Origin of the sequence: Enterobacter sp. RHBSTW-00175, from assembly GCF_013927005.1 — a bacterium.
Lineage (GTDB): Bacteria > Pseudomonadota > Gammaproteobacteria > Enterobacterales > Enterobacteriaceae > Enterobacter.
Genome location: NZ_CP055930.1, coordinates 1,427,299 through 1,450,142, shown reverse-complemented (window position 1 = coordinate 1,450,142; position 22,844 = coordinate 1,427,299). Strand labels below are relative to the sequence as shown.

Here is a 22,844-nt window from a genome sequence, read left to right as displayed (position 1 = left end):
TGCAGTAACAGGCTACAACTATGAAAATCGTAATCGCTCCAGACTCTTATAAAGAAAGCCTTTCTGCCACCGAGGTAGCTCAGGCGATAGAAAAAGGATTTCGGGAGATCTTCCCCGATGCACTTTATGTTTCTGTTCCTGTTGCCGATGGTGGGGAAGGCACGGTCGAAGCGATGATTGCCGCAACCCAGGGCGCGGAGCATCATGCCGTTGTGACCGGGCCCCTGGGCGAAAAGGTGAATGCCTGCTGGGGCATGTCCGGCGATGGTAAGACTGCATTTATCGAGATGGCGGCGGCAAGCGGCCTGGCACTTGTGCCTCCTGCGCTGCGTAACCCACTTGTCACCACCTCACGCGGTACCGGAGAGCTTATCCTCAGTGCGCTGGATAAAGGCGCACGCAATATCATTATCGGTATTGGCGGTAGCTCAACGAACGACGGTGGGGCTGGCATGGTGCAGGCGCTGGGCGCAAAACTCTGCGATGCCAACGGCAAAGAGATTGGTTACGGTGGCGGTAGCCTGATGGCGCTCAACAGTATTGATTTGTCAGGCCTTGATCCGCGTCTGAAGAGCTGCACCCTTCGCGTGGCGTGTGATGTGACGAACCCGCTGGTGGGGGAAAAAGGGGCATCCCGTATCTTTGGCCCGCAGAAAGGGGCGGATGAGGGGATGATCCTGGAGCTGGATGCCAATCTTAGCCACTATGCGGACGTGATTAGAACGTCCCTGCGAATCGACGTGAAGCATGTTCCGGGCGCGGGTGCTGCTGGTGGGATGGGGGCGGCGCTGATGGCATTCCTTGGCGCAGAGCTGCGCAGCGGTATTGAGATAGTCACTCAGGCGCTTAACCTGGAAGAACATATTCACGACTGCACCTGGGTTGTGACGGGAGAGGGGCGGCTCGACAGCCAGAGTATTCATGGCAAAGTGCCCGTCGGCGTGGCGAATGTCGCCAAAAAATACCACAAGCCGGTGATTGGTATCGCCGGTAGCCTGACCAAAGACGTGGGCGTCGTACACCTGTATGGTATCGATGCGGTGTTCAGTGTACTGACCAGCATTGGTTCGCTGGAAGAGGCTTTCCGGGGAGCATTCGACAACATTTACCGCGCCTCACGCAATATCGCGGCGACTTTGCAGATGGGGATGCGCACGCAAGGGTGACAGCGGCGCGCAAACCCTCTATACTGCGCGCCGAAGCTGACCAGACAGTCGCCGCTTCGTCGTCGTCCTCCTTCGGGGGGAGACGGGCGGAGGGGAGGAAAGTCCGGGCTCCATAGGGCAGGGTGCCAGGTAACGCCTGGGGGGGAAACCCACGACCAGTGCAACAGAGAGCAAACCGCCGATGGCCCACGCAAGTGGGATCAGGTAAGGGTGAAAGGGTGCGGTAAGAGCGCACCGCGCGGCTGGTAACAGTCCGTGGCACGGTAAACTCCACCCGGAGCAAGGCCAAATAGGGGTTCACAAGGTACGGCCCGTACTGAACCCGGGTAGGCTGCTTGAGCCAGTGAGCGATTGCTGGCCTAGATGAATGACTGTCCAACGACAGAACCCGGCTTATCGGTCAGCTTCACCTTCTTAAAAAACCCCGCTTCGGCGGGGTTTTTGCTTTTGGTTGAGACGCCTCAAGATTCAGTTCTGATTGAGTACCTGGCAAACTGTCCCCGCAACACTTCCCTTCTCATTTCGCTTAGAAAACAGTATCACTTAAATAACAAATTAGTTGCGCTGGTGATTATTGCATATAGCATGTTACCACGTTCTTAACCATGTGTTTTATGTGTGATTAGGCATTGACGCAGCGCCGTCGCTCGTATGAAGGATAAAGAGAGCCGGCTGATAAAACAGACATCATCGCAGGAGGTTTCATGCCAGGAGGCGCAAGGAAGGGAGATCTGGCTAAAGGTCACGGCTGTTTTCCCGACAGCCCTGTTATCGAAGGTAGCCCTGATGTTTTCATCAATGGTTTAGCCGCAGCACGGCTGGGAGATGCGGTAGAAGCGCATGGCTGTACCTGCGGGAAGGATTGCGGAACGCATTCCCGAATTGTCTCTGAAGGATCGGCCACTGTTTTTATTAACGGCAGACCCGCCGCCACAGTTTCTCATGGTATTAACTGTGGTGGAGTCATTATATCCGGTAGCGGAGATGTCATTATCGGGAACACGCCTTTTCAGCCTTCACCTCATGATTCTGGCAATCAGGCAACGTCGCTGAATTCTGAGACATCTGCTGAGCAGCCCGAGCAATATGCGCAGGCTGCTAAAAGGGGGCATCCGTTTCCAGAGGGTGATAAAGATATTCATCCAACGCCCGATCCACGCGCTAATTACCCTACAGCCCCCCGCGCTGGTGTAGACGCGGGTTTTTGCATCATTCCCCGGTATTCAACAACAAGCTCTTTCGAAAGCCTGCTTTTCTCAGGTCATCAGCCTGAGGGTACGCGCGAATTGTATCGTTCCCTGAATGGTGCCGGAAAAGAGCACAAAGCGGGTTCAATTCTGCTGGTAGTTGATCCTGATAAACAGGACAGCGAACAGATTTCTCACATGCATGCAGCAAAATCACGCATTGATGAAGCACTGGCACCTCTCTCGGAGCAGCAAGCGGACTTCTTATTCAGACATAAAGACACAATTGAACTCTTTGCAGCTGCCGCCAGCAAAGTCAGTGATGCTGCCGGATATTCAGGACAAGCCACTGAAGCCGCAAGAGGCTATTTTGAGGAGGTAGAGAGGATACTTACCGAGATTGATAAAACCTATAAAAATCAATATATAACAAGCGGAGCACTGATCGGTGAACAATTTTTCGTTGAACGACGTCGGCTGTTTGGTCAGCTTGATAGCGTTCTGAAGATGTTTATGAAGCATCGATTCATGTTCAACGAGTACGCCGATCTGAAAAGTGCCCTTGGCCTCTCCAGCCGTTCAATCACTCAACGCTGGAACGAAACAGGCGTAAGCGATATAGAGGGTTACGCCACCCATATTGAGAAGCTGGCGAAGTACGTCAAGTGGATGGAAACCGCCGGGAAGATTGGCATTGGTCTGTCTGCCTTTGATGCTGCAGCAAAAATCACCGAAGCCTGCACCGTGGGCAGGGATTGTGCAAAAACGTCGTTTACTTCCATTGGGGAGTTTTCCGGGAGTCTCGTCGGCGGGAAATTGGCTACAAAATTATTGGCTGGCAGTACTGTAGATACCGTATGCGCCGTTGTTCTGGGGGCTGCTACTTTTGAAGCGGGTGGCGCAGGCGCTTTGCTCTGCACTATTGGTGTCGCGGGTGGTATTTCGTATGGCAGTGATAGCGCGCTAAGTTCTTTGGGTAGTTTCCTGGGGGTAAAATTATATGAGGCGACCAGCGATGATTCACACTATTAATGCAATATTTCTCATTGTCGGCAGTTTAGGTTTTGTCTTCGCTGCTGCGAGCCTAATTACTGGTGCCCTCAACAAAAAAAGATACAAAGAGATCTGCAAACTCTACAAAGAGAAATTTGGTGATTTACCTCCAATGGTTCAGATTTTTGATGATGTTAACACGCTTTATGTTGACTTCGCTTACAGCGTAAAAATGCAATTTATTTTTAAGCCTCTACTCTGGAATAAAAGTTCCAACATGACCAAAAATGATGATAAGGACTTCATCCGAGGACTTCCCCGACGGCTGATTGGTCCTTTCTACGTCGAGATATATCTGGCCGTCGTGAGCCTTATCTTCTTTATCATTGGCGGATTGTTAATGCTGGCTATTAAGCATGGCTGGGTGTGAAAGGTGCCTCACTCGGTGGCTTTACTCGGCAACAAAAACAGAGATTCAATCCGTGACACAAGACAAAACCAGCGCCGCAGATGCCTGACGTATGGTTGAACGAACCCGCTTCGGCGGGGTTTTTGCTTTTGGTTGGTTTTAGACGGGTAAGCGCAGCGCTATCCGGCAATGCCCTCAAACGACATCAATTCTCAAATTTGCGACGCTAAGCACATTTCACTGTTTATCTGATCAATGCTTACATTCCTCATCCGTAGATGACGTCGATAGCAAAATTTCACACTGGAAAATGGTTATTTTCCAGTGTTGATTAATTGTTATAGTTGTTGTCTTGATGGTGCCAATTCATTTCTTATTTGATATGCATATATTGAATCTAAATACATTTATCCTGTGAATGTGTGATGCGTTCCACTCTTTCCGGCAGGTCGGAGAAATAATTATTGATATATTTGATAAGCCACAAAAATGTTTTAAATGAATAATGGTTATTTATTCGCCTTTAATTGCCTGAAATATAGTCTTTATTGATATTTAAAAATAGACAAAAGCCACCTCGGTTATCGGCATAAAATAAAGTTATTACTGCCTTTTTTGTTGATCAATATCAGCGGAATGGTATGTTTTATATTTCTTATCTCATTGATATGCAATGGTTTTGATGAGTTTTTACAGCCTGCGGTAATGGTGTGGAAAGGCAAATTGTGAGTAACAGCACATACCCCTCTCAACGATATTGAGTAGAATCCTTCCCCGTCATAGGGAAATAAGCGCAGAATATTATGAACACTATTATTCTACCGAAAACACAGCACCTCGTGGTATTTCAGGAAGTCATTAAAAGTGGCTCCATAGGTTCTGCTGCAAGACAACTGGGCCTGACGCAACCCGCTGTCAGCAAAATTATCAACGATATCGAGTCCTACTTCGGTGTTGAAGTGATGGTTCGCAAAAACACCGGCGTAAAACTGACTGCCGCAGGCCAGGTGCTGCTGTCCTACTCTGAGTCGATCACCCGCGAAATGAAAAACATGGTGAGTGAAATTAACAGCCTCAGTTTCAGCACCGTTATGGATGTTTCCTTTGGCTATCCGTCGCTGATTGGTTTCACCTTCCTGTCGGAAATGATCAAAAAATTCAAGGAAGTGTTCCCAAAAGCGCGAGTCTCTATGTATGAAGCGCAGCTCTCCTCTTTCCTGCCAGCCATTCGCGACGGGCGACTCGACTTTGCGATTGGCACCCTGAGCGACGAAATGTTGCTTCAGGATCTGCATGTTGAGCCGTTGTTTGAATCCGAATTTGTGCTGGTGGCCAGCAAATCCCGAACATGCACCGGATCGACTACACTGGCATCGCTCACGGATGAACAGTGGGTGATGCCGCAAACCGATATGGGCTACTACAAAGAACTCCTGACCACCCTGCAAGACAACCACATCAGCATTGAAAACATCGTCCAGACCGATTCCGTCGTCACCATCTACAACCTGGTACTGAATGCCGATTACCTGACGGTGATCCCGCGCGACATGATTGCGCCTTTTGGCTCAGACCAGTTTATTATACTGCCGGTTGAAGATGAATTACCCGTAGCGCGTTATGCCGCTGTGTGGTCTAAAAATTACAGTATTAAAAAATCGGCGTCAGTATTAGTCGAACTGGCAAAACAATATTCTTCACTGAACAGTGAACGACGACGATGATTCATTACTAACGTTAACAAAAATACGTTTAACCCTTTTTAAAAACACCCAGAGTTTAACTTGTTAAAACTCTGACACCCTGATCTTGCCTGAAGAAAATGAATTATTATAACGAGGATATTATGCACATTACCTACGATCTCCCGGTGACAATTGAAGATATTCAGGACGCCAGAAAACGACTGGCAGGAAAAATATATAAAACCGGAATGCCGCGCTCAAACTATCTCAGCGAACGTTGTAAAGGTGAGATATTCCTGAAGTTTGAAAATATGCAGCGTACCGGTTCCTTTAAAATTCGCGGTGCATTTAATAAATTAAGTTCGTTGACCGATGCCGAAAAACGTAAAGGTGTGGTGGCATGTTCAGCGGGCAACCACGCGCAGGGCGTCTCTCTTTCCTGCGCGATGCTCGGTATCGACGGCAAAGTGGTGATGCCGATGGGTGCGCCGAAATCCAAAGTCGCAGCAACACGTGACTACTCGGCAGAAGTGGTGCTGCACGGTGAGAACTTCAACGACACCATTGCCAAAGTGAGTGAAATTGTTGAGATGGAAGGGCGTATTTTTATCCCGCCTTATGACGACCCTAAAGTCATTGCCGGACAGGGCACCATTGGTCTGGAAATCCTCGAAGATTTATACGATGTCGATAACGTGATTGTGCCCATTGGTGGCGGTGGTTTAATTGCCGGGATTGCAACAGCCATTAAATCCATTAACCCAACCATTAATATTATTGGCGTACAGTCTGAAAATGTTCACGGTATGGCAGCATCCTATTATGCCGGAGAAATAATGAATCACCGTACCACCGGTACATTAGCCGATGGTTGCGATGTTTCTCGTCCGGGGAATTTAACCTTCGAAATTGTTCGTGAATTAGTTGACGACATTGTACTGGTCAGTGAAGACGATATTCGCAACAGTATGATTGCCCTCATTCAGCGAAATAAAGTGGTCACTGAAGGTGCTGGCGCACTGGCGTGTGCGGCATTATTAAGCGGCAAGCTTGATCATTATATTCAGGGCCGTAAAACTGTGTGCATTATTTCTGGCGGCAATATCGACCTGTCCCGCGTTTCCCAAATTACCGGCTTTGTTGACGCATAAAAGGATGACCTATGAGCAACACTGAAAGCATTATCGTTGGCCAGACAAAAACGTCCACCTGGCGTAAGTCTGATACCACCTGGACGCTCGGCCTGTTTGGTACCGCCATTGGCGCAGGCGTGCTGTTCTTCCCCATTCGTGCAGGCTTTGGCGGTTTGATTCCCATCCTGCTGATGCTGGTACTCGCCTTCCCGATTGCGTTTTATTGCCACCGCGCGCTGGCGCGTTTGTGCCTGTCCGGTAGCAATGTTTCCGGCAACATCACCGAGACAGTGGAAGAGCATTTTGGTAAAACCGGCGGGGTGGTGATCACCTTCCTCTACTTCTTTGCCATTTGCCCGCTGCTGTGGATTTACGGCGTCACCATTACCAACACATTCATGACCTTCTGGGAAAACCAGCTCCAGCTGCCTGCGCTGAACCGCGGCTTCGTGGCACTGTTCCTGTTGCTGCTAATGGCCTTTGTTATCTGGTTTGGTAAAGACCTGATGGTGAAGGTCATGAGCTTCCTGGTGTTCCCGTTTATCGCAAGCCTGGTGCTGATTTCCCTGTCGCTGATCCCATACTGGAACTCCGCAGTTATCGACCAGGTCAACCTGAGTGACATTGCCTTTACCGGGCATGACGGCATTCTGGTTACCGTCTGGCTGGGGATTTCCATCATGGTCTTCTCCTTTAACTTCTCACCTATCGTCTCTTCATTCGTGGTGTCGAAACGTGAAGAGTACGAACCGGAGTTCGGCAAAGAGTTCACCGAGCAAAAATGTTCCAAAATCATCGGTCGCGCCAGCCTGTTGATGGTCGCCGTAGTGATGTTCTTCGCCTTTAGCTGCCTGTTTACGCTCTCTCCGGAGAACATGGCGGAAGCCAAAGCGCAGAACATCCCGGTGCTCTCATACCTGGCGAACCACTTTGCGTCGATGTCAGGAACTAAATCTACGTTTGCGACGGTTCTGGAATACGGTGCGTCGATCATTGCGCTGGTCGCTATCTTCAAATCTTTCTTCGGCCACTACCTCGGCACGCTGGAAGGGATGAACGGCCTTGTCCTGAAGTTTGGTTACAAGGGCGATAAGAAGAAAGTTTCGGTGGGCAAACTGAACACCATCAGCATGGTCTTCATCATGGGCTCTACCTGGATTGTGGCCTACGCCAACCCGAACATTCTCGACCTTATCGAAGCTATGGGCGCGCCAATCATCGCCTCTCTGCTGTGTCTGCTGCCAATGTATGCCATCCGCAAGACCCCAGCGCTGGCGAAATACAAAGGCAGAACGGAGAACATTTTTGTCACCGTTGTCGGCCTGCTGACCATTTTGAATATCGTATACAAACTGTTCTAAATCAAAGCTCAGGATGAGCGGAGTCACACCATGATTGAATTTCCGGTAGTACTGGTTATTAACTGCGGATCGTCCTCTGTTAAGTTTTCGGTACTGGACGCCAGCAGCTGCGATGCCCTGGTGACGGGCATTGCAGACGGTATCAATACTGAAAAAGCCTTTATTTCCGTGAATGGGGGTGAGCCAGCCAGACTGGCTCACCATGACTACGAAGGGGCGCTGGCTGCCATCGCCCTGGAGCTGGAAAAACGCAACCTGATGAGCAGTGTGGCCTTAATTGGCCACCGCATTGCTCACGGTGGTGAACTCTTCAGCGAGTCGACCCTTATCACCGAACAGGTTATTGAACAGATTCGCCAGGTTTCCGCGCTAGCGCCCCTGCATAACTACGCCAACTTAAGCGGTGTGGAAGCCGCACAGCAGTTATTCCCCGGCGTGCAGCAGGTGGCGGTGTTTGATACCAGCTTCCACCAGACCCTGCCACCGCAAGCGTATCTGTACGGACTGCCTTATCACTATTTTGAAGAGCTGGGCGTGCGTCGCTACGGTTTCCATGGCACTTCTCACCGCTATGTTTCTGGGCAGGCGCATCAGTTGCTGGCGTTATCAGGAGATGACAGCGGTCTGGTCATCGCTCATCTCGGTAACGGCGCCTCTATCTGCGCGGTGCGTAACGGCGAAAGCGTGGATACCTCCATGGGAATGACGCCGCTGGAAGGACTGGTGATGGGCACGCGCTGCGGGGATGTCGATTTTGGCGCGATGGCGTGGATTGGCCAGCAAACGGGGCAATCTTTTGAGGATCTGGAGCGCGTTGTGAATAAGGAATCCGGCCTGCTGGGGATCTCCGGGTTGTCGTCCGATTTGCGCACCCTGGAAAAGGCCTGGCATAACGGGCATCAGCGGGCACAGCTGGCGATAAACACCTTTGTCCATCGCATTGCGCGGCATATCGCCGGCCACGCGGCATCACTGCATCGTCTGGATGGCGTGGTCTTTACCGGAGGCATTGGCGAGAACTCAATCCTCATTCGCGCCCTGGTGGCAGAGCACCTGAAGGTTTTTGGCATCATCCTGGATGAAGCCAAAAACGCGCTACCGGGCAGTGCGGGTGAGCGCGTTATTTCCACTGATTTATCCCGCGTGGCCTGCGCGGTGATCCCAACTAATGAAGAAAAAATGATCGCGCTGGACGCCCTCCGTCTTGGAAAGGTGACCCCGGCTGCGGCTTACGCCTGATAAAGCGAGAATGTCATGAAAGTAACAATCGATACGAGCGTTGCACCCTACAGTGATGCATGGGCCGGGTTTCGCGGTGAAGAATGGAAAGACGCCGTTAACGTGCGCGATTTTATTCAGCATAACTACACCCCTTATGAAGGCGATGAAGCTTTCCTCGCGCAGGCGACGCCTGCAACGACGGCGCTGTGGCAGAAGGTGATGGTCGGTATTCGCCAGGAGAATACCACCCATGCCCCGGTGGATTTCGACACCAATATCGCTACCACCATTACCGCCCACGGGCCGGGCTACATCGACGAAGATCTGGAGACGATCGTCGGCCTGCAAACCGATAAACCGCTCAAGCGCGCGCTGCATCCGTATGGCGGGATCAACATGATCCGCAGCTCTTTTGAAGCCTACGGGCGCGAGATGGATCCGCAGTTTGAATATCTGTTTACCGACCTGCGTAAAACCCATAATCAGGGCGTATTTGATGTCTACTCACCGGAGATGATGCGCTGTCGTAAATCGGGGGTGCTGACGGGCCTACCGGACGGTTACGGACGTGGGCGCATCATTGGGGACTATCGTCGCGTGGCATTGTATGGCATTAGCTATCTGGTGCGTGAGCGTGAACTCCAGTTCGCGGATCTTCAGTCAAAACTGGAGCGCGGTGAAGATCTGGAAGCCACGATCCGCCTGCGTGAAGAGTTGGCTGAGCATAAGCGCGCATTGCTGCAAATTCAGCAGATGGCGTCGAACTATGGCTTTGATATTTCTCGTCCGGCGATGAATGCGCAGGAAGCGGTGCAGTGGGTCTATTTTGCCTATCTGGCGGCGGTGAAATCACAGAACGGCGGGGCGATGTCGCTCGGGCGTACGGCCAGCTTCCTTGATATCTATATTGAACGCGATATGCACGCCGGAAGGATAAATGAGGTACAGGCGCAGGAGTTGATTGACCACTTCATCATGAAGATCCGCATGGTACGCTTCCTGCGCACCCCGGAATTCGACACTCTCTTCTCAGGCGATCCTATCTGGGCTACAGAAGTGATCGGTGGCATGGGGCTGGATGGCCGCACGCTGGTAACCAAAAACAGCTTCCGTTATTTGCACACGCTGCACACCATGGGGCCTGCACCAGAGCCAAACCTGACCATTCTCTGGTCGGAACAACTTCCGATTGCTTTCAAAAAATACGCCGCGCAGGTGTCGATTGTTACCTCATCACTTCAGTATGAGAATGACGACCTGATGCGTGCCGATTTCAACAGCGATGACTACGCCATTGCCTGCTGCGTTAGCCCGATGGTGATCGGCAAGCAGATGCAGTTCTTTGGCGCGCGCGCCAACCTTGCTAAAACGCTGCTGTACGCAATCAACGGCGGGGTGGATGAGAAGCTGAAAATCCAGGTCGGACCGAAAACCGAACCACTGCTGGATGATGTGCTGGAATACGACACTGTTATGGCGAGTCTGGATCACTTTATGGACTGGCTGGCGGTGCAGTACATCAGCGCACTGAATCTTATTCACTACATGCATGATAAGTACAGCTATGAAGCCTCGCTGATGGCGCTGCATGACCGGGATGTACATCGCACGATGGCATGTGGGATCGCGGGGTTGTCGGTCGCGGCTGATTCCTTGTCGGCCATTAAATACGCCACGGTGAAACCGGTGCGTGACCATACCGGCCTGGCGGTCGACTTCGTAATAGAAGGCGATTACCCGCAGTACGGCAACAATGATGACCGTGTGGACAGCATTGCCTGCGACCTGGTTGAACGTTTTATGAAGAAAATTCAGGCGTTGCCAACCTACCGCAACGCGGTGCCGACCCAGTCTATTCTGACCATTACCTCTAACGTGGTTTACGGCCAGAAGACCGGTAACACACCGGACGGACGCCGCGGCGGCACGCCGTTCGCCCCGGGGGCAAACCCGATGCACGGGCGCGACCGGAAAGGGGCTGTGGCGTCATTGACCTCTGTGGCGAAGCTGCCGTTTACTTACGCGAAAGATGGCATCTCCTATACTTTCTCGATTGTGCCGCAGGCACTGGGTAAAGATGAGATGGTGCGCAAAACCAACCTGGCCGGGTTACTGGACGGGTATTTCCATCACGAAGCGGCCATCGAAGGCGGGCAGCATCTGAACGTCAACGTCATGAACCGGGAAATGCTGATGGATGCTATCGAACATCCAGAGAATTATCCGAACCTGACGATCCGCGTTTCAGGCTATGCGGTGCGTTTTAATGCGCTGACGCGTGAGCAGCAGCAGGATGTGATTTCAAGGACGTTTACGCAAGCGATCTGATAACGAATTATGCTCAAGCCCTCTTTTGGTAAAGAGGGCTTTTTATTTGTGTAATTTATATTATTCGGGAACATTATCTCTGTCACATTAGCCGATATTGACTGTTCCACTGCCTATGATTACTCCTCCGCAGTCTATGGCGTCTCCTGTTCTTGCAGCAGGCAGACCGTCAATAAACACAGTGGCTGAACCTGTTGCTATTTTACGTGGGTGGGGCGGGTGAAGTGGTTTTGCATGGGGAGTCAATGGATCCCCAAGGCGAGCCGCAGGTAATCCATCAATAAACACGGTTGGTGAACCGGCAGTAATGACGGTTTCATTATATCCGTCATGTTGGGTGCCTTTGTCGGCGAGTTTAGCGGCTAACGACATTTACTTCTCCTTTACGAAATAACAATGATGGGAAATATTAGATAACCAGTAAAATGTTCAGTTCAACAATAACCATTTTACCGGATACACGAATGTATAATTTGAGTAATTACGTAACAGGGATAAATTTGCCGTTAATCAGAGAAAAAATCGGAGCATAAGAACTCATGGCCTCCTCCCCATCTTCATCTATAAATCTGTAGGTCAGGGGGGAGTATACGGGTTTAGATTTATTGTATAACTGTACCATACGACCCTTATTCATTACTCTAATTGCGTAATCTCCCCATTTTATAGGAAGTATTCTGGCTTTTCCTCCCTCCAGTTCTTCTTTTGTATACAGTGAAAGCAGGATGGCATCTTCACTGTCGCCAGTTGTGACTGACCATGCTTTCAGCGCCTCACTATCAAAAGCCTTAAGCCGGCCCCGATCCCGACTGTTAATAATTTCAGCCATTTCGGTATATACAGCTTTTAGTTTTTGTAGTTGCTCCTCACTGCCGATAAACGGGGTTGCTCTGGTCCAGCCCCATTCAGGAAGCCCTTCCACCGTAACTTTTTGTGTAAACTGATATACTTTCATTTCTTTCGGGAAATAGGTTTCATCAAAATAATCCGGGTCAATAAATCCGGGCTCTGCCTGTTCCGCCAGCATTTCTTTTCGGACCACGGGATGGACATTGTCCGGCTGTGCTTCAGGTATTCCCTGCTGATTAATCGACACTTTTATTGATGACAGTGTGGTCTCATCCTGTTTCACAAAACGAACCAGATCCAGACTGCATTCTGCCTGTGGTGTAAACCACGCCCGCTCTTCTGCGCTGGCTGGTTTATCAGAAAACCACCCCAGCGCGCCAATCTCCAGACTGATTTCATTTTCACCATTTTCCATGAGCATCATGGCATTCGTACTGGATGTGGCGGTACCTGTAGAATCACCATTTTCTGCCCATGCAGACCGCCGGTTACTATACCCCGTGACACCATTGGTTTTGATGGCACAGTATGATTCCTGAATACTGAACCGACTGCGAATTTTTTGTGGTTCACCGCCTGTATAAAGTACTGCTCCCATAATACCTCCCGACAGTAAAACAACCGATACCAGATATTTAATCTTCATAAAGACCATGCCTTCTATTGATAAGGATGGGGAATGTCATTATATCCTGTGTAATTCCCTTCATTGTTATTCCAGTCAGGGTTTGTCCCCATTGCCCACGGTTTTATCGGTGCGGGTGAGGTAACCACTGGTTTACTTAATGGCCGCATTTTCCCATATAAATTAATGCGTAATGGTGAATTTGATGCCTTTAATGGAGTGCACAATAGCCATTCTTCCTTTACCTTGTTTTCTTTTTTTGGTCGTTGTTTTTTATTATCGCTACCTGGTTTATAATACACGTCAATAATAAACTCAAATGTCCCTTTAATACCATCATGATATAACGCCAGATCCAATCCATCATTATGAGGGTCAAGATCAAATCCGGCTGCCGCTCCAATAGTAGCTTTAGTATTTGCGGCTAGTTTAACAACAAACACTTCCGCCTCAAATGTTGCACTCACTACTCCTTTTAATCCCAGGTAAATCTGATTTTTTTTGGGGATATTAAAATCCCAGGCACTGTCTTTTTCAGCATAGACTGCACCAAGATTAAGATTGATACCTGTCGAGATTTCTATATAACATTCAACGCTTGTTCCATGTTTACTGAGGTATTCACGGCACCGATTTACCAGGGTTTCAACTTTACAATATGCGCATATAAATGAAATTATATCGAATTTAAACTTTGCTTCTAAAAAGGGCTTGCCCATTAAACCATAAAAATGACAGGGGCCATCCTCTATATCTATATACTGATAAGCATATGAAATACCGATTTTAGTTGGCTCTATTTTAGCACTAAATAATGAATACTCACGAGTGTTTTCTTTGTTTTCAGGGTCTGGTGCGAAGTATTTGCTAATGTTCTCAACAAGAGCATCTACTCTTCTTAACTGTTCCAGTGTTTTCATTTGGCGTAGTTTTTTTATTTCCTCTTCATACTTATGTGTATATTCAACGTTGCCTATTTTTACACCAAGTTCTACAGTGAGTGCAGTTTTATTACTCCACTCAAACTCAGTTGTAGTGTTTGTCCATCCGTCACGTAGTTTGTTCTTATTCTTAGGCTTGGTATCATTCATCACCTCGCGCGCTTTTACTCGTTCATCACGACGTTCTTTAATTGTGCGTTCTCGTTTTGATGAGGTGATATCATAGCTGAATCCAGTGGTAAATCTAATTTCAATTATCGGATGTACGTCTATTTCAACATAACGGCCACCCTGATAACAACCATCTATCATTACAGTATAATGTGCCGGTTCATCAAATACACCAAACGGAGTGGTAATAGAGCTCAGATATTCCCACGGAGAACGGAATGCATCAATGATATTTGTCTCACTTTTTTGTCCATTATAATGTAATGTAACATTATTAGGGCTTCCGTCGAGTTTCAATTTTTGAGTATGGTTTTCTGATGCTTCCTCTAACCATGCATCATGTTCTCCAGTCTTGCCACATTGACATATAATATTAATTATGCCTTTACAACCATACCCTTTATCCAACAGTTTAAAACGAGCTACCCATTCTTTTAAATATGTATGTTTTTCCTTATTCTCAGGAAAGTCTGTAATAACATCAAGAATACATGGATCAGGTATGCCGCAATCTACGCAAGCCTTCCCGGCAGTTGATGAAGGTGATGTCATAAACTATATCCCATAACCTGTTTGTTGTAGGTTTGAACCAAATTCCTGTAAGGCCAGTTTCTGAACTCGGCTATGCCCTGGGTATGTCAGGTCATTCAATATGCTATCCCATTCTTCGGGTATGTTTCGAGTGTCAATTATGCTTCTCTTAAGTAATATAAGGACCATGTTTCTGATTGAAAGGTCGTCTGTTATATTTAACGACTGACAAAATGAGAAGTATTCCACCGCCAGACTCTTTGAGAACGCATTTTTTGATGAAATCATTAAGTCCGTCTTCTCAGCGTTCTCATTGATAAAACAAGACAATTGGGCAATATAATTTTTCTGAGCCTGCTGTTCTAGCTTTTTATACTGTCTATAAGTAAAGCTCAGCAGTGTCGGGTGCTCTTTCTGGAGCCTGTCAGGTTCAGATTTTCGCATTGAAGAAAAATTTTCCTCAAGGTATTCACCACCATAATAAGTACTGAGCTTATCGACAGGTTCTATGAATGATAAAAGCTGACGATCTGTCAAAATACTGGTTATTGCCCATATATTGCGTGGATCGTAATACCGCATTAATACAGGTTTTTTCTGCTCTGGAATTATACTCCAGAGATAATGCCGGAAGTGTTGTTGTAGTTCCCGCAAACCTAATTCAGATGTCAAATAGATTCCCCACGGAGAATCTTTTGCTTGTAGCCATGTATCAACTTCAGGGGTAACTTCTACGAGATAGGGAGCTAATGCAACCAGGTCTGGTTGTATGGGGGCGGCATACAGGCAGCAATGCGGAGAGTTTATTTTTTTCAGAAACTCCAGAAGCCCTTCCTCAATAGCGCCATCAATAATGGCATACCGTATTGCTTCCATTACGGCTCCTCCTTCGGACAATGTGACACGAACATTGACCCGCTTCCAGCGGCTGCTTTGAGTATCACCGGGCGCATGGGTAAAATAACGTCACCGGGGTTCCCCCCACCGTTGAGGTTAATAAGGGGACCTCTGATATCCACACCACCTGCATGTATCGCCACAAACGAGCCACCCACCCGCAAGCTGATTTTACTGTCGCTCTGCAAAACAATATCACCCTGAACACTGATCCCGAGGGCACCTGCAACCTTCTGCGCCAGATCGCCTTTTACTTCCAGGCCATGATTACCCTCAACCAGACTGAGGTGGTCTTTTGTTGTTTTGTGATCCTGCTTCCCGTCAACAGTCACTTTCCTGTCATTGGCTACTACCAGTGATTCGTCATGACCAATACTGACAGAACGGTCGTAATTAATTCGGACGTCTTTACTGTTGAGTACCTTCACCTGCATATTTTTCTGTGCGTGCAGGAAAATTTCTTCATTATCAGTCGCATCTTCGAAGCGCAGTTCGTTAAATCCGCTGCCCCTGTAGGTTTTCGAGCGGATGGTCATCTGCGTTTTGGTTCCCGGGAGACTGCCCGGCGAGCGGTTGTCCTGATGATAAGTGCGGCCCATGATAATGGGCTGGTCCGGGTCACCGTTGAGGAAGTTGACTATCACCTCCTGACCCACGCGCGGGATGGCGAGGTTGCCGAAGCCGGTTCCGGCCCATGCCTGGGATACCCGTATCCAGCAGGAGCTGTCCTCGTTTCCCGGGCAGTAGCGGTCCCAGTGAAAACGCACCCGGACCCGGCCGTGCTCGTCACAGAAGATTTCCTCACCTTTCGGACCGGTGACGATGGCGCTCTGCGGACCATCGACAGCGGGTTTGGGTGGCGGGAAGGGACGCCAGGTCCGGTCTGCCGGGATGACGTTAACCGTGTTTCTGAGCGTGGTGCCTTCCCCCTGGCTGCCGTGCAGGGCCTGAGGCTGTTCGCCCTTCAGGACACAGCCCGTGACCTGCCATTCCCGGTTGAGGGCCGGGGAAGGGTGGCCGGTCAGGGTGAAACGTTTTCCGGGCCACAGTTTCGGGGAGTTCGTGACGCAGGTCGCTGCCTCAGCATCACGGCGGTAACCTCCGGCCCGGTAGCGGGCAAAGTCCTGACCGTGCTGCACATCCTTGAAGCGTCCCGGGTAATCGAAGATTTCATACTGGCTGCGCTGGCCGTTCAGGTTTTCGGCGTGGTGGCTGAAGTAACCGGGCCAGCCGGGGGTTTTAAAGGTGTAATCCTGGTTTTCCACTGATGAAGGGCGTATCTGCGCCCGGTAGCGGAACTCACTGATGCATTCCGTGGAGGGTTCGCGGATATTGGGGTTAAAGGGCAGGGAGCCCAGGGAGGAGAGACCGGCGACATCATCACAGAGAACGAGTTTCTGTCCGGGACCGGTCGGGTGGAGCCAGTCGAAGAAGAAAATGCCCTCTTCGGCCCAGAGGCGACTGAGAAAGCTGAGGTCGGTCTCCCCGTACTGTACACAGAACTCCCGTGCCGGATGGGCTTCATAAAAGGACGGCACCCAGTCAGTGACACCGTTTTCAGTGAGCAGGGTGGAGGAGATGGCCTGGATATCCTGCTGCTGAAAGATACGGAAATTCTGACGCAGGCCGCAGCGCCAGAGCGGGGAAGAAAGCGTCAGATGATAGTTCATCTGCCAGTGGTTGTTTTCCCGTGTTTCCACTCCGGTGATGATGCCGTGGAGGTAGCGCTGTGGAACGGAGCCCTGCCAGAGGGTGAGTGTGGCGTTCTTTTCGAGGAAATCCGGTCCGGAGAGGCCGGTCTGGTCCCCGGCGATATCGACACGGAGTAAAAAGGGGATGGAGAGATTCTGGCAGAGGGTGAAGCTGACGACGGCGGTTGCGGTTTCCGGCAGCCCCTCCACGTCCAGCGTAAAACGTAAGCCTTTTAATGACATAAACACATCTCCATTGTGTTGGCGCACACAACGATATCCTCTCTTTTTTTATGGATAAATAGTTAGTGTTTAAATGAGGGGAAATTTCAGAAAAGGATTACCATTATATTCGCGATATGTATTGGTTTTTTTGTATCTATCTGTTTTGTATTATAAATTGGTCAATCTAATCTTGCGTTTGAGAAAATAAAAAAGAAAAGTAATGAAAACTCTGATGTCTGGCACGGTACATACAAAATTGTTTATATAATTATTCACACATATTCATCCGCTCTTGAAAAACAATGCACCTGTTTTCCACGTAAACAGTATTTAAGGACAGTAAGATGATGAAAATGACCCGTATTGCTTTGGTTGCTGCATCGCTGGCAGTGTGCAGTTTTACGGCACAGGCGGCCAATGTTGAAGCCGCACCGTCGCCTTCGCAGGATCCGCTGGTACAGCACCTGAAGCTCAGTAACGAGCAGGTGAAGAAGATTGAATCGCTGCATCAGGCGCTGGAACAAAACGTCGCTAAAATCCCAATGACGGGCGTGAAAGATGGCGCGTTAATCGACATGTTCCAGGCCGGAAAATGGAATGAAAGCACGGTGAAAAGCCAGCTGGCGGCTTTCAGCAAAATTGAAGAACAGACCCGCTACTACCGCGTGAAATACTACTTCGACGTAAGCCAGGTCCTGACGCCTGAACAGCGTAAGCAGATTCGAACCGATATGGCGAATGCATTGGCTGAATGATTTCTGACCCGCGCCTGGCGCGGGTTTTTTATTTCTTGATCCCCATCACCTTTAGAAAAATCACACTTAATTTTCATATATCGAAGTAATTTTTCCTCCCATTACGTAAAAGCCACATAAAACTTGTGACTTTTTTCTCCCTCTCTCCAGGTATGATCTTTTCACTCTAATAACAAGCACCTGCAAACGTCTGGCTCATTATCGCTGGTGGGCAGAACCTTATAAAAATAACTGTTTACCCTACAAAATAAGCGAGTGCCTTATGGATACGGCAACAAATAGCAGTGTGATTGTGAACGACTCTCCCGCGGCAAGGCGGGCAGGGATGAGTGAAAGCGAATGGTGCGAGGCCATTAAATTCGACAGCACCGACACGGGCTGGGTCATTATGAGTATCGGGATGGCCATCGGCGCGGGGATCGTTTTTCTCCCGGTGCAGGTGGGGTTAATGGGGCTGTGGGTCTTTTTGCTCTCGTCGATTATTGGTTATCCGGCCATGTATCTGTTCCAGCGCCTGTTTATTAATACGCTGGCGGAATCCCCCGAGTGCAAAGATTACCCGAGCGTGATTAGCGGTTATCTGGGGAAAAACTGGGGGATTTTATTAGGGGCACTTTATTTTGTGATGCTGGTGATTTGGATGTTTGTCTATTCCACCGCCATCACTAACGATAGCGCCTCGTATCTGCACACCTTCGGCATCACCGACGGTTTGCTTTCAGAAAACCCGTTCTACGGTTTATTTTTGATTTGTATTTTGGTGGCTATTTCATCTCGTGGTGAAAAGTTGTTGTTCAAAGTTTCCAGCCTGATGGTGCTCACCAAGCTATTTGTGGTTGCCGCTCTGGGGCTGTCGATGATTGGCCTCTGGCATTTAGCCAACGTCGGTATGCTGCCACCGATGGGGTTGCTGATCAAAAACGCCATTATTACGCTGCCTTTCACCTTAACGTCGATTCTGTTTATCCAGACCTTAAGCCCGATGGTTATCTCTTATCGTTCCCGGGAAAAATCGGTTGAAGTGGCGCGACACAAAGCGCTACGTGCGATGAATATTGCCTTTGGTGTGCTGTTTGTGACGGTTTTCTTCTATGCCGTCTCCTTCACACTGGCGATGGGTCACGATGAGGCGGTAAAAGCCTATGAGCAAAATATTTCGGCTCTGGCGATCGCCGCGCAGTTTATTAGCGGTGACGGTGCGGGCTGGGTCAAAATCGTCAGCGTGATCCTGAATATTTTCGCCGTCATGACTGCCTTCTTCGGCGTGTATCTCGGCTTTCGCGAAGCCACGCAGGGCATTGTGATGAATATCCTGCGCCGCAGAATGCCGGCAGAGAATATCAATGAACGTACCGTTCAGCGTGGGATCATGCTGTTCGCCATCCTGCTCGCCTGGAGCGCCATTGTCTTAAACGCACCGGTCCTGAGCTTCACTTCTATTTGTAGCCCTATCTTTGGAATGGTTGGCTGCCTGATCCCAGCGTGGCTGGTCTACAAAGTCCCCGCGCTACATAAATATAAAGGCGTATCTCTGGTGATTATTGTCATCACCGGGCTGCTGCTTTGTGTTTCTCCTTTCCTCGCGTTCTCCTGAGGAGCAATAAAGGTCGTAACGATGTCTGAGCAAATCAATCCTTTATGGAACCATTTTATTCGTGCCGTGCAGGAAGAAGTTAAACCTGCGCTGGGGTGTACAGAGCCTGTCTCACTGGCGCTGGCCTGTGCCATTGCCGCGGAACAACTTCCTGGTGAGGTCACGCAGATAGATGCGTGGGTGTCGCCAAACCTGATGAAAAACGGGCTTGGCGTTACGGTACCGGGAACAGGCATGGTCGGGCTACCCATTGCCGCAGCACTGGGCGCTATTGGCGGTAACGCGCAGGCCGGGCTGGAGGTGTTGAAAGATGCCTCAGGCGACGCGTTGGCAAAGGCAAAAGCACTTCTGCAAGCCGGACGGGTACAGGTGAAGCTGCAAGAACCTTGCGATGAGATCCTTTATTCCCGCGCCTGCGTTCATGCTGGCAACACATCCGCAATGGTCACCATTGCCGGTGGGCATACCCGCGTCGTGGAGATCGTTTGTCAGGGTGAAACGCGCTTTGTCCTTAACGAGCAGCCCGATGAGATGGGCGGCGATCCGCTGGCGGTGTTTTCACACACCACGCTGTCGCAGATCGTCGAATTTGTGAAGCAGGTACCGTTCGATGCGATCCGCTTTATCCTGGAAGCGGCACGTCTGAACGATGCGCTCTCTCGCGAAGGGCTAAGCAGAAAGTGGGGGCTGCACATCGGTGCCACTCTGCATAAACAGCGCGCGCGTGGATGGATGGCGCAGGATATAGGTTCAGACATTATTATCCGCACCAGTGCGGCCTCTGATGCCAGAATGGGTGGCGCAACGTTACCAGCTATGAGCAACTCCGGCTCGGGCAATCAGGGGATCACCGCGACTATGCCGGTTGTGGTGGTGGCTGAGTATGTTCAGGCTGATGATGAACGTCTTGCCCGGGCATTGATGTTGTCGCATCTGGCGGCCATCTATATCCATTACCAGCTTCCGCGCTTGTCGGCGCTGTGCGCAGCAACAACGGCGGCCATGGGCGCGGCGGCAGGAATGGCGTGGCTGATGGACGGGCGTTACCAGACGATTGCGATGGCCATCAGCAGCATGATCGGTGATGTCAGCGGGATTATCTGTGACGGAGCGTCTAACAGCTGCGCGATGAAGGTATCAACCAGCGTCGGGAGCGCCTGGAAGGCGGTGATGATGGCGCTGGATGATTCAGCTGTGACAGGCAATGAAGGGATTGTCGCGCACGATGTTGAGCAGTCTATCGCTAATCTGTGCTCACTGGCGTGCCGCTCGATGCAGGCAACAGACCGGCAGATCATTGAGATAATGGCGAGTAAGGTGTAGGTGTTTCCCCTCTCCTCCAGGAGGAGAGGGTTTTTACGTTACACCGGCAAATCAATCAACAGCGCGCGCAGCGGCGTATCGGCCACCAGCGTAATATTCGCTTCATCACGAATAAACGCCCCGTCACCGCAGGTGAGCGCTTCTTTTTCTTCCGTGTGCGTCACTGCATGTACCGTGCCATGAATCGACTGTAAATAGGCGCGCGGGCCGTGGAGCTGGAAACTCACCTGCTCACCTTTTTTCAGTTCGATATGGTGCAGCCACACTTGCTGGCGCAGTTGCAGGCTGCCGTTGCTGCCATCAGGCGACGCAAGCAGCTGCTGTTTATCGCCCTTCAGATCTATCTTCTGTAGTAGCGGATTTTCCCGCTCAGGGCAGGCATCCAGCCACAGCTGCATTCGGGTCAGCGTCTTTTCTTTGCTGAGATTATGCTCGCTGTAGCTAATGCCGGGTTGCGTTGAAATCAGCAACGCTTCGCCAGCCTTCGCCTGGACATGATTGCCCTCGCTGTCGCGGTATTCTGCTTCGCCTTCCAGGATCAGGTTCAGGATATCGACTTTCGGATACGTGCGCGGCTGGAAGGACGCGCCTGGGGCGAGCACTTCCTGGTTCAATACGCGCAGTGATGCGTAACCGAGGAGTTTTGGGTCAAAGTAGTGTCCAAAGGAAAAGGTGTAGCGGGCCTGGAGCCAACCGAAATCAGCTTGTCCGCATTGTTTAGCTGTTCTTGTCGTAATCATAAAACTTGACCTCTCTTTACACTAAAACAATGGTAAAGGTATGGACGCTTCATTGTTAGCCAGATATTCTGCCTGGTATGTTCAAATTTCCTGAATGAGAACGAAATGGCAAAAGAAAGAGCATTGACGCTTGAGGCGCTTCGCGTCATGGACGCGATTGACAGGCGTGGCAGCTTTGCCGCTGCGGCAGATGAACTGGGGCGCGTTCCGTCTGCGCTGAGCTACACCATGCAGAAGCTGGAAGAAGAGCTGGATGTGGTGTTATTCGATCGTTCCGGTCATAGAACAAAATTCACCAACGTTGGCCGGATGCTGCTGGAGCGTGGCCGTGTGCTGCTGGAAGCGGCCGATAAACTAACCACCGACGCCGAAGCGCTGGCGCGTGGCTGGGAAACGCATCTGACGCTGGTAACTGAAGCACTCGTGCCTACTGAGGCGCTGTTCCCGTTGGTGGACCGCCTGGCGGATAAAGCCAACACCCAGCTGTCGATCATTACCGAAGTGCTGGCGGGGGCATGGGAGCGTCTGGAAACGGGCAGGGCGGACATCGTGATTGCACCGGATATGCACTTCCGTTCATCGTCTGAAATCAACTCCCGTAAGCTTTACAGTGTGATGAACGTCTACGTCGCCGCACCGAATCATCCGATCCACCAGGAGCCTGAGCCGCTGTCTGAAGTGACACGCGTGAAATATCGCGGTGTGGCGGTAGCAGATACCGCGCGTGAGCGCCCGGTATTAACGGTACAGCTGCTGGATAAGCAGCCGCGTCTGACGGTGACATCGCTGGAAGATAAGCGCCAGGCGCTGCTGGCTGGCCTCGGGATGGCGACCATGCCTTATCCCTTCGTCGAAAAAGATATCGCCGAAGGACGGCTGCGCGTGGTGAGCCCGGAGTACACCAGTGAGGTCGATATTATTATGGCGTGGCGCCGTGACAGCATGGGAGAAGCGAAGTCGTGGTGTTTGCGAGAAATACCGAAGCTGTTTGCCCACTACAATAAATAGGTTCGTAGGCC

General features: G+C 50.2%; 18 protein-coding genes and 1 other RNA gene. 13 read left to right on the top strand and 6 right to left on the bottom strand.

The window, feature by feature from the left end:
- Nucleotides 1–20 precede the first annotated feature (20 nt).
- The 9 genes from garK (at nt 21) to pflB (ending at nt 11,483) form a co-directional block, all read left to right on the top strand.
- Complete coding sequence (garK, locus tag HV107_RS06770) at nt 21–1,166, top strand: glycerate 2-kinase (protein WP_182062581.1); 1,146 nt, start codon at nt 21–23, stop codon at nt 1,164–1,166.
- A gap of 32 nt (nt 1,167–1,198) precedes the next feature.
- Nucleotides 1,199–1,578, top strand: an RNA gene (gene rnpB, locus HV107_RS06765) — RNase P RNA component class A.
- A gap of 292 nt (nt 1,579–1,870) precedes the next feature.
- A complete protein-coding gene (locus tag HV107_RS06760) occupies nt 1,871–3,385 on the top strand; it encodes a PAAR domain-containing protein (RefSeq protein WP_182062579.1) in 1,515 nt (504 codons plus the stop codon).
- Nucleotides 3,369–3,776 (top strand): hypothetical protein, encoded by a 408-nt coding sequence (locus tag HV107_RS06755; protein WP_182062577.1) that lies wholly within the window; start codon nt 3,369–3,371, stop codon nt 3,774–3,776. Before HV107_RS06760 ends, HV107_RS06755 begins: the two co-directional genes overlap by 17 nt.
- Nucleotides 3,777–4,558: 782 nt before the next feature.
- Nucleotides 4,559–5,479 carry a transcriptional regulator TdcA gene (tdcA, locus tag HV107_RS06750; RefSeq protein ID WP_182062575.1) on the top strand — a complete coding sequence of 307 codons (921 nt, stop codon included), beginning with the start codon at nt 4,559–4,561 and terminating at the stop codon, nt 5,477–5,479.
- A 122-nt stretch (nt 5,480–5,601) separates the two neighbouring features.
- The gene (tdcB, locus tag HV107_RS06745; protein WP_182063474.1) at nt 5,602–6,591 is read left to right on the top strand and encodes a bifunctional threonine ammonia-lyase/L-serine ammonia-lyase TdcB; all 990 of its coding nucleotides are present in this window, start codon (nt 5,602–5,604) and stop codon (nt 6,589–6,591) included.
- A gap of 11 nt (nt 6,592–6,602) precedes the next feature.
- Nucleotides 6,603–7,934 carry a threonine/serine transporter TdcC gene (gene tdcC, locus HV107_RS06740; protein ID WP_182062574.1) on the top strand — a complete coding sequence of 444 codons (1,332 nt, stop codon included), beginning with the start codon at nt 6,603–6,605 and terminating at the stop codon, nt 7,932–7,934.
- A gap of 30 nt (nt 7,935–7,964) precedes the next feature.
- Entirely contained in the window at nt 7,965–9,173 is a 1,209-nt protein-coding gene (gene tdcD, locus HV107_RS06735) for a propionate kinase (RefSeq protein WP_182062573.1), read from the top strand.
- Between the two features lie 15 nt (nt 9,174–9,188).
- Nucleotides 9,189–11,483, top strand: a complete 2,295-nt coding sequence (gene pflB / locus HV107_RS06730) for a formate C-acetyltransferase (RefSeq protein WP_182062572.1) — start codon at nt 9,189–9,191, stop codon at nt 11,481–11,483.
- An 87-nt stretch (nt 11,484–11,570) separates the two neighbouring features.
- Here the strand turns inward: pflB and HV107_RS06725 are convergent, their stop codons facing one another.
- The 5 genes from HV107_RS06725 to HV107_RS06705 all read right to left on the bottom strand — a co-directional run bounded on the left by HV107_RS06725 (nt 11,571) and on the right by HV107_RS06705 (nt 17,431).
- On the bottom strand, nt 11,571–11,855 hold the full coding sequence (locus tag HV107_RS06725; RefSeq protein ID WP_182062571.1) for a type VI secretion system PAAR protein: 285 nt from the start codon (nt 11,853–11,855) through the stop codon (nt 11,571–11,573).
- A gap of 109 nt (nt 11,856–11,964) precedes the next feature.
- On the bottom strand, nt 11,965–12,978 hold the full coding sequence (locus tag HV107_RS06720; RefSeq protein ID WP_409050254.1) for a hypothetical protein: 1,014 nt from the start codon (nt 12,976–12,978) through the stop codon (nt 11,965–11,967).
- A gap of 14 nt (nt 12,979–12,992) precedes the next feature.
- Entirely contained in the window at nt 12,993–14,621 is a 1,629-nt protein-coding gene (locus tag HV107_RS06715; protein ID WP_259349685.1) for a hypothetical protein, read from the bottom strand.
- A 3-nt stretch (nt 14,622–14,624) separates the two neighbouring features.
- On the bottom strand, nt 14,625–15,476 hold the full coding sequence (locus HV107_RS06710; RefSeq protein WP_182062570.1) for a DUF4123 domain-containing protein: 852 nt from the start codon (nt 15,474–15,476) through the stop codon (nt 14,625–14,627).
- Nucleotides 15,476–17,431 (bottom strand): type VI secretion system Vgr family protein, encoded by a 1,956-nt coding sequence (locus HV107_RS06705; protein ID WP_182062569.1) that lies wholly within the window; start codon nt 17,429–17,431, stop codon nt 15,476–15,478. The genes HV107_RS06710 and HV107_RS06705 overlap by 1 nt, the downstream gene beginning before the upstream one ends.
- A gap of 326 nt (nt 17,432–17,757) precedes the next feature.
- Between HV107_RS06705 and HV107_RS06700 the strand changes: the two genes are divergently transcribed.
- From HV107_RS06700 to HV107_RS06690, 3 genes are all read left to right on the top strand, one after another.
- Nucleotides 17,758–18,168, top strand: a complete 411-nt coding sequence (locus HV107_RS06700; RefSeq protein WP_182062568.1) for a Spy/CpxP family protein refolding chaperone — start codon at nt 17,758–17,760, stop codon at nt 18,166–18,168.
- A 262-nt stretch (nt 18,169–18,430) separates the two neighbouring features.
- Nucleotides 18,431–19,762, top strand: a complete 1,332-nt coding sequence (locus HV107_RS06695) for an amino acid permease (protein WP_182062567.1) — start codon at nt 18,431–18,433, stop codon at nt 19,760–19,762.
- A 21-nt stretch (nt 19,763–19,783) separates the two neighbouring features.
- Nucleotides 19,784–21,085 carry a serine dehydratase subunit alpha family protein gene (locus HV107_RS06690; protein WP_182062566.1) on the top strand — a complete coding sequence of 434 codons (1,302 nt, stop codon included), beginning with the start codon at nt 19,784–19,786 and terminating at the stop codon, nt 21,083–21,085.
- A gap of 38 nt (nt 21,086–21,123) precedes the next feature.
- Here HV107_RS06690 and HV107_RS06685 read toward each other — a convergent pair whose 3' ends face one another.
- Entirely contained in the window at nt 21,124–21,825 is a 702-nt protein-coding gene (locus tag HV107_RS06685) for a pirin family protein (RefSeq protein ID WP_182062565.1), read from the bottom strand.
- A gap of 105 nt (nt 21,826–21,930) precedes the next feature.
- Here HV107_RS06685 and HV107_RS06680 point away from each other — a divergent pair, with 105 nt between their 5' ends.
- A complete protein-coding gene (locus HV107_RS06680) occupies nt 21,931–22,833 on the top strand; it encodes a LysR family transcriptional regulator (RefSeq protein ID WP_182062564.1) in 903 nt (300 codons plus the stop codon).
- Nucleotides 22,834–22,844: the final 11 nt, after the last annotated feature.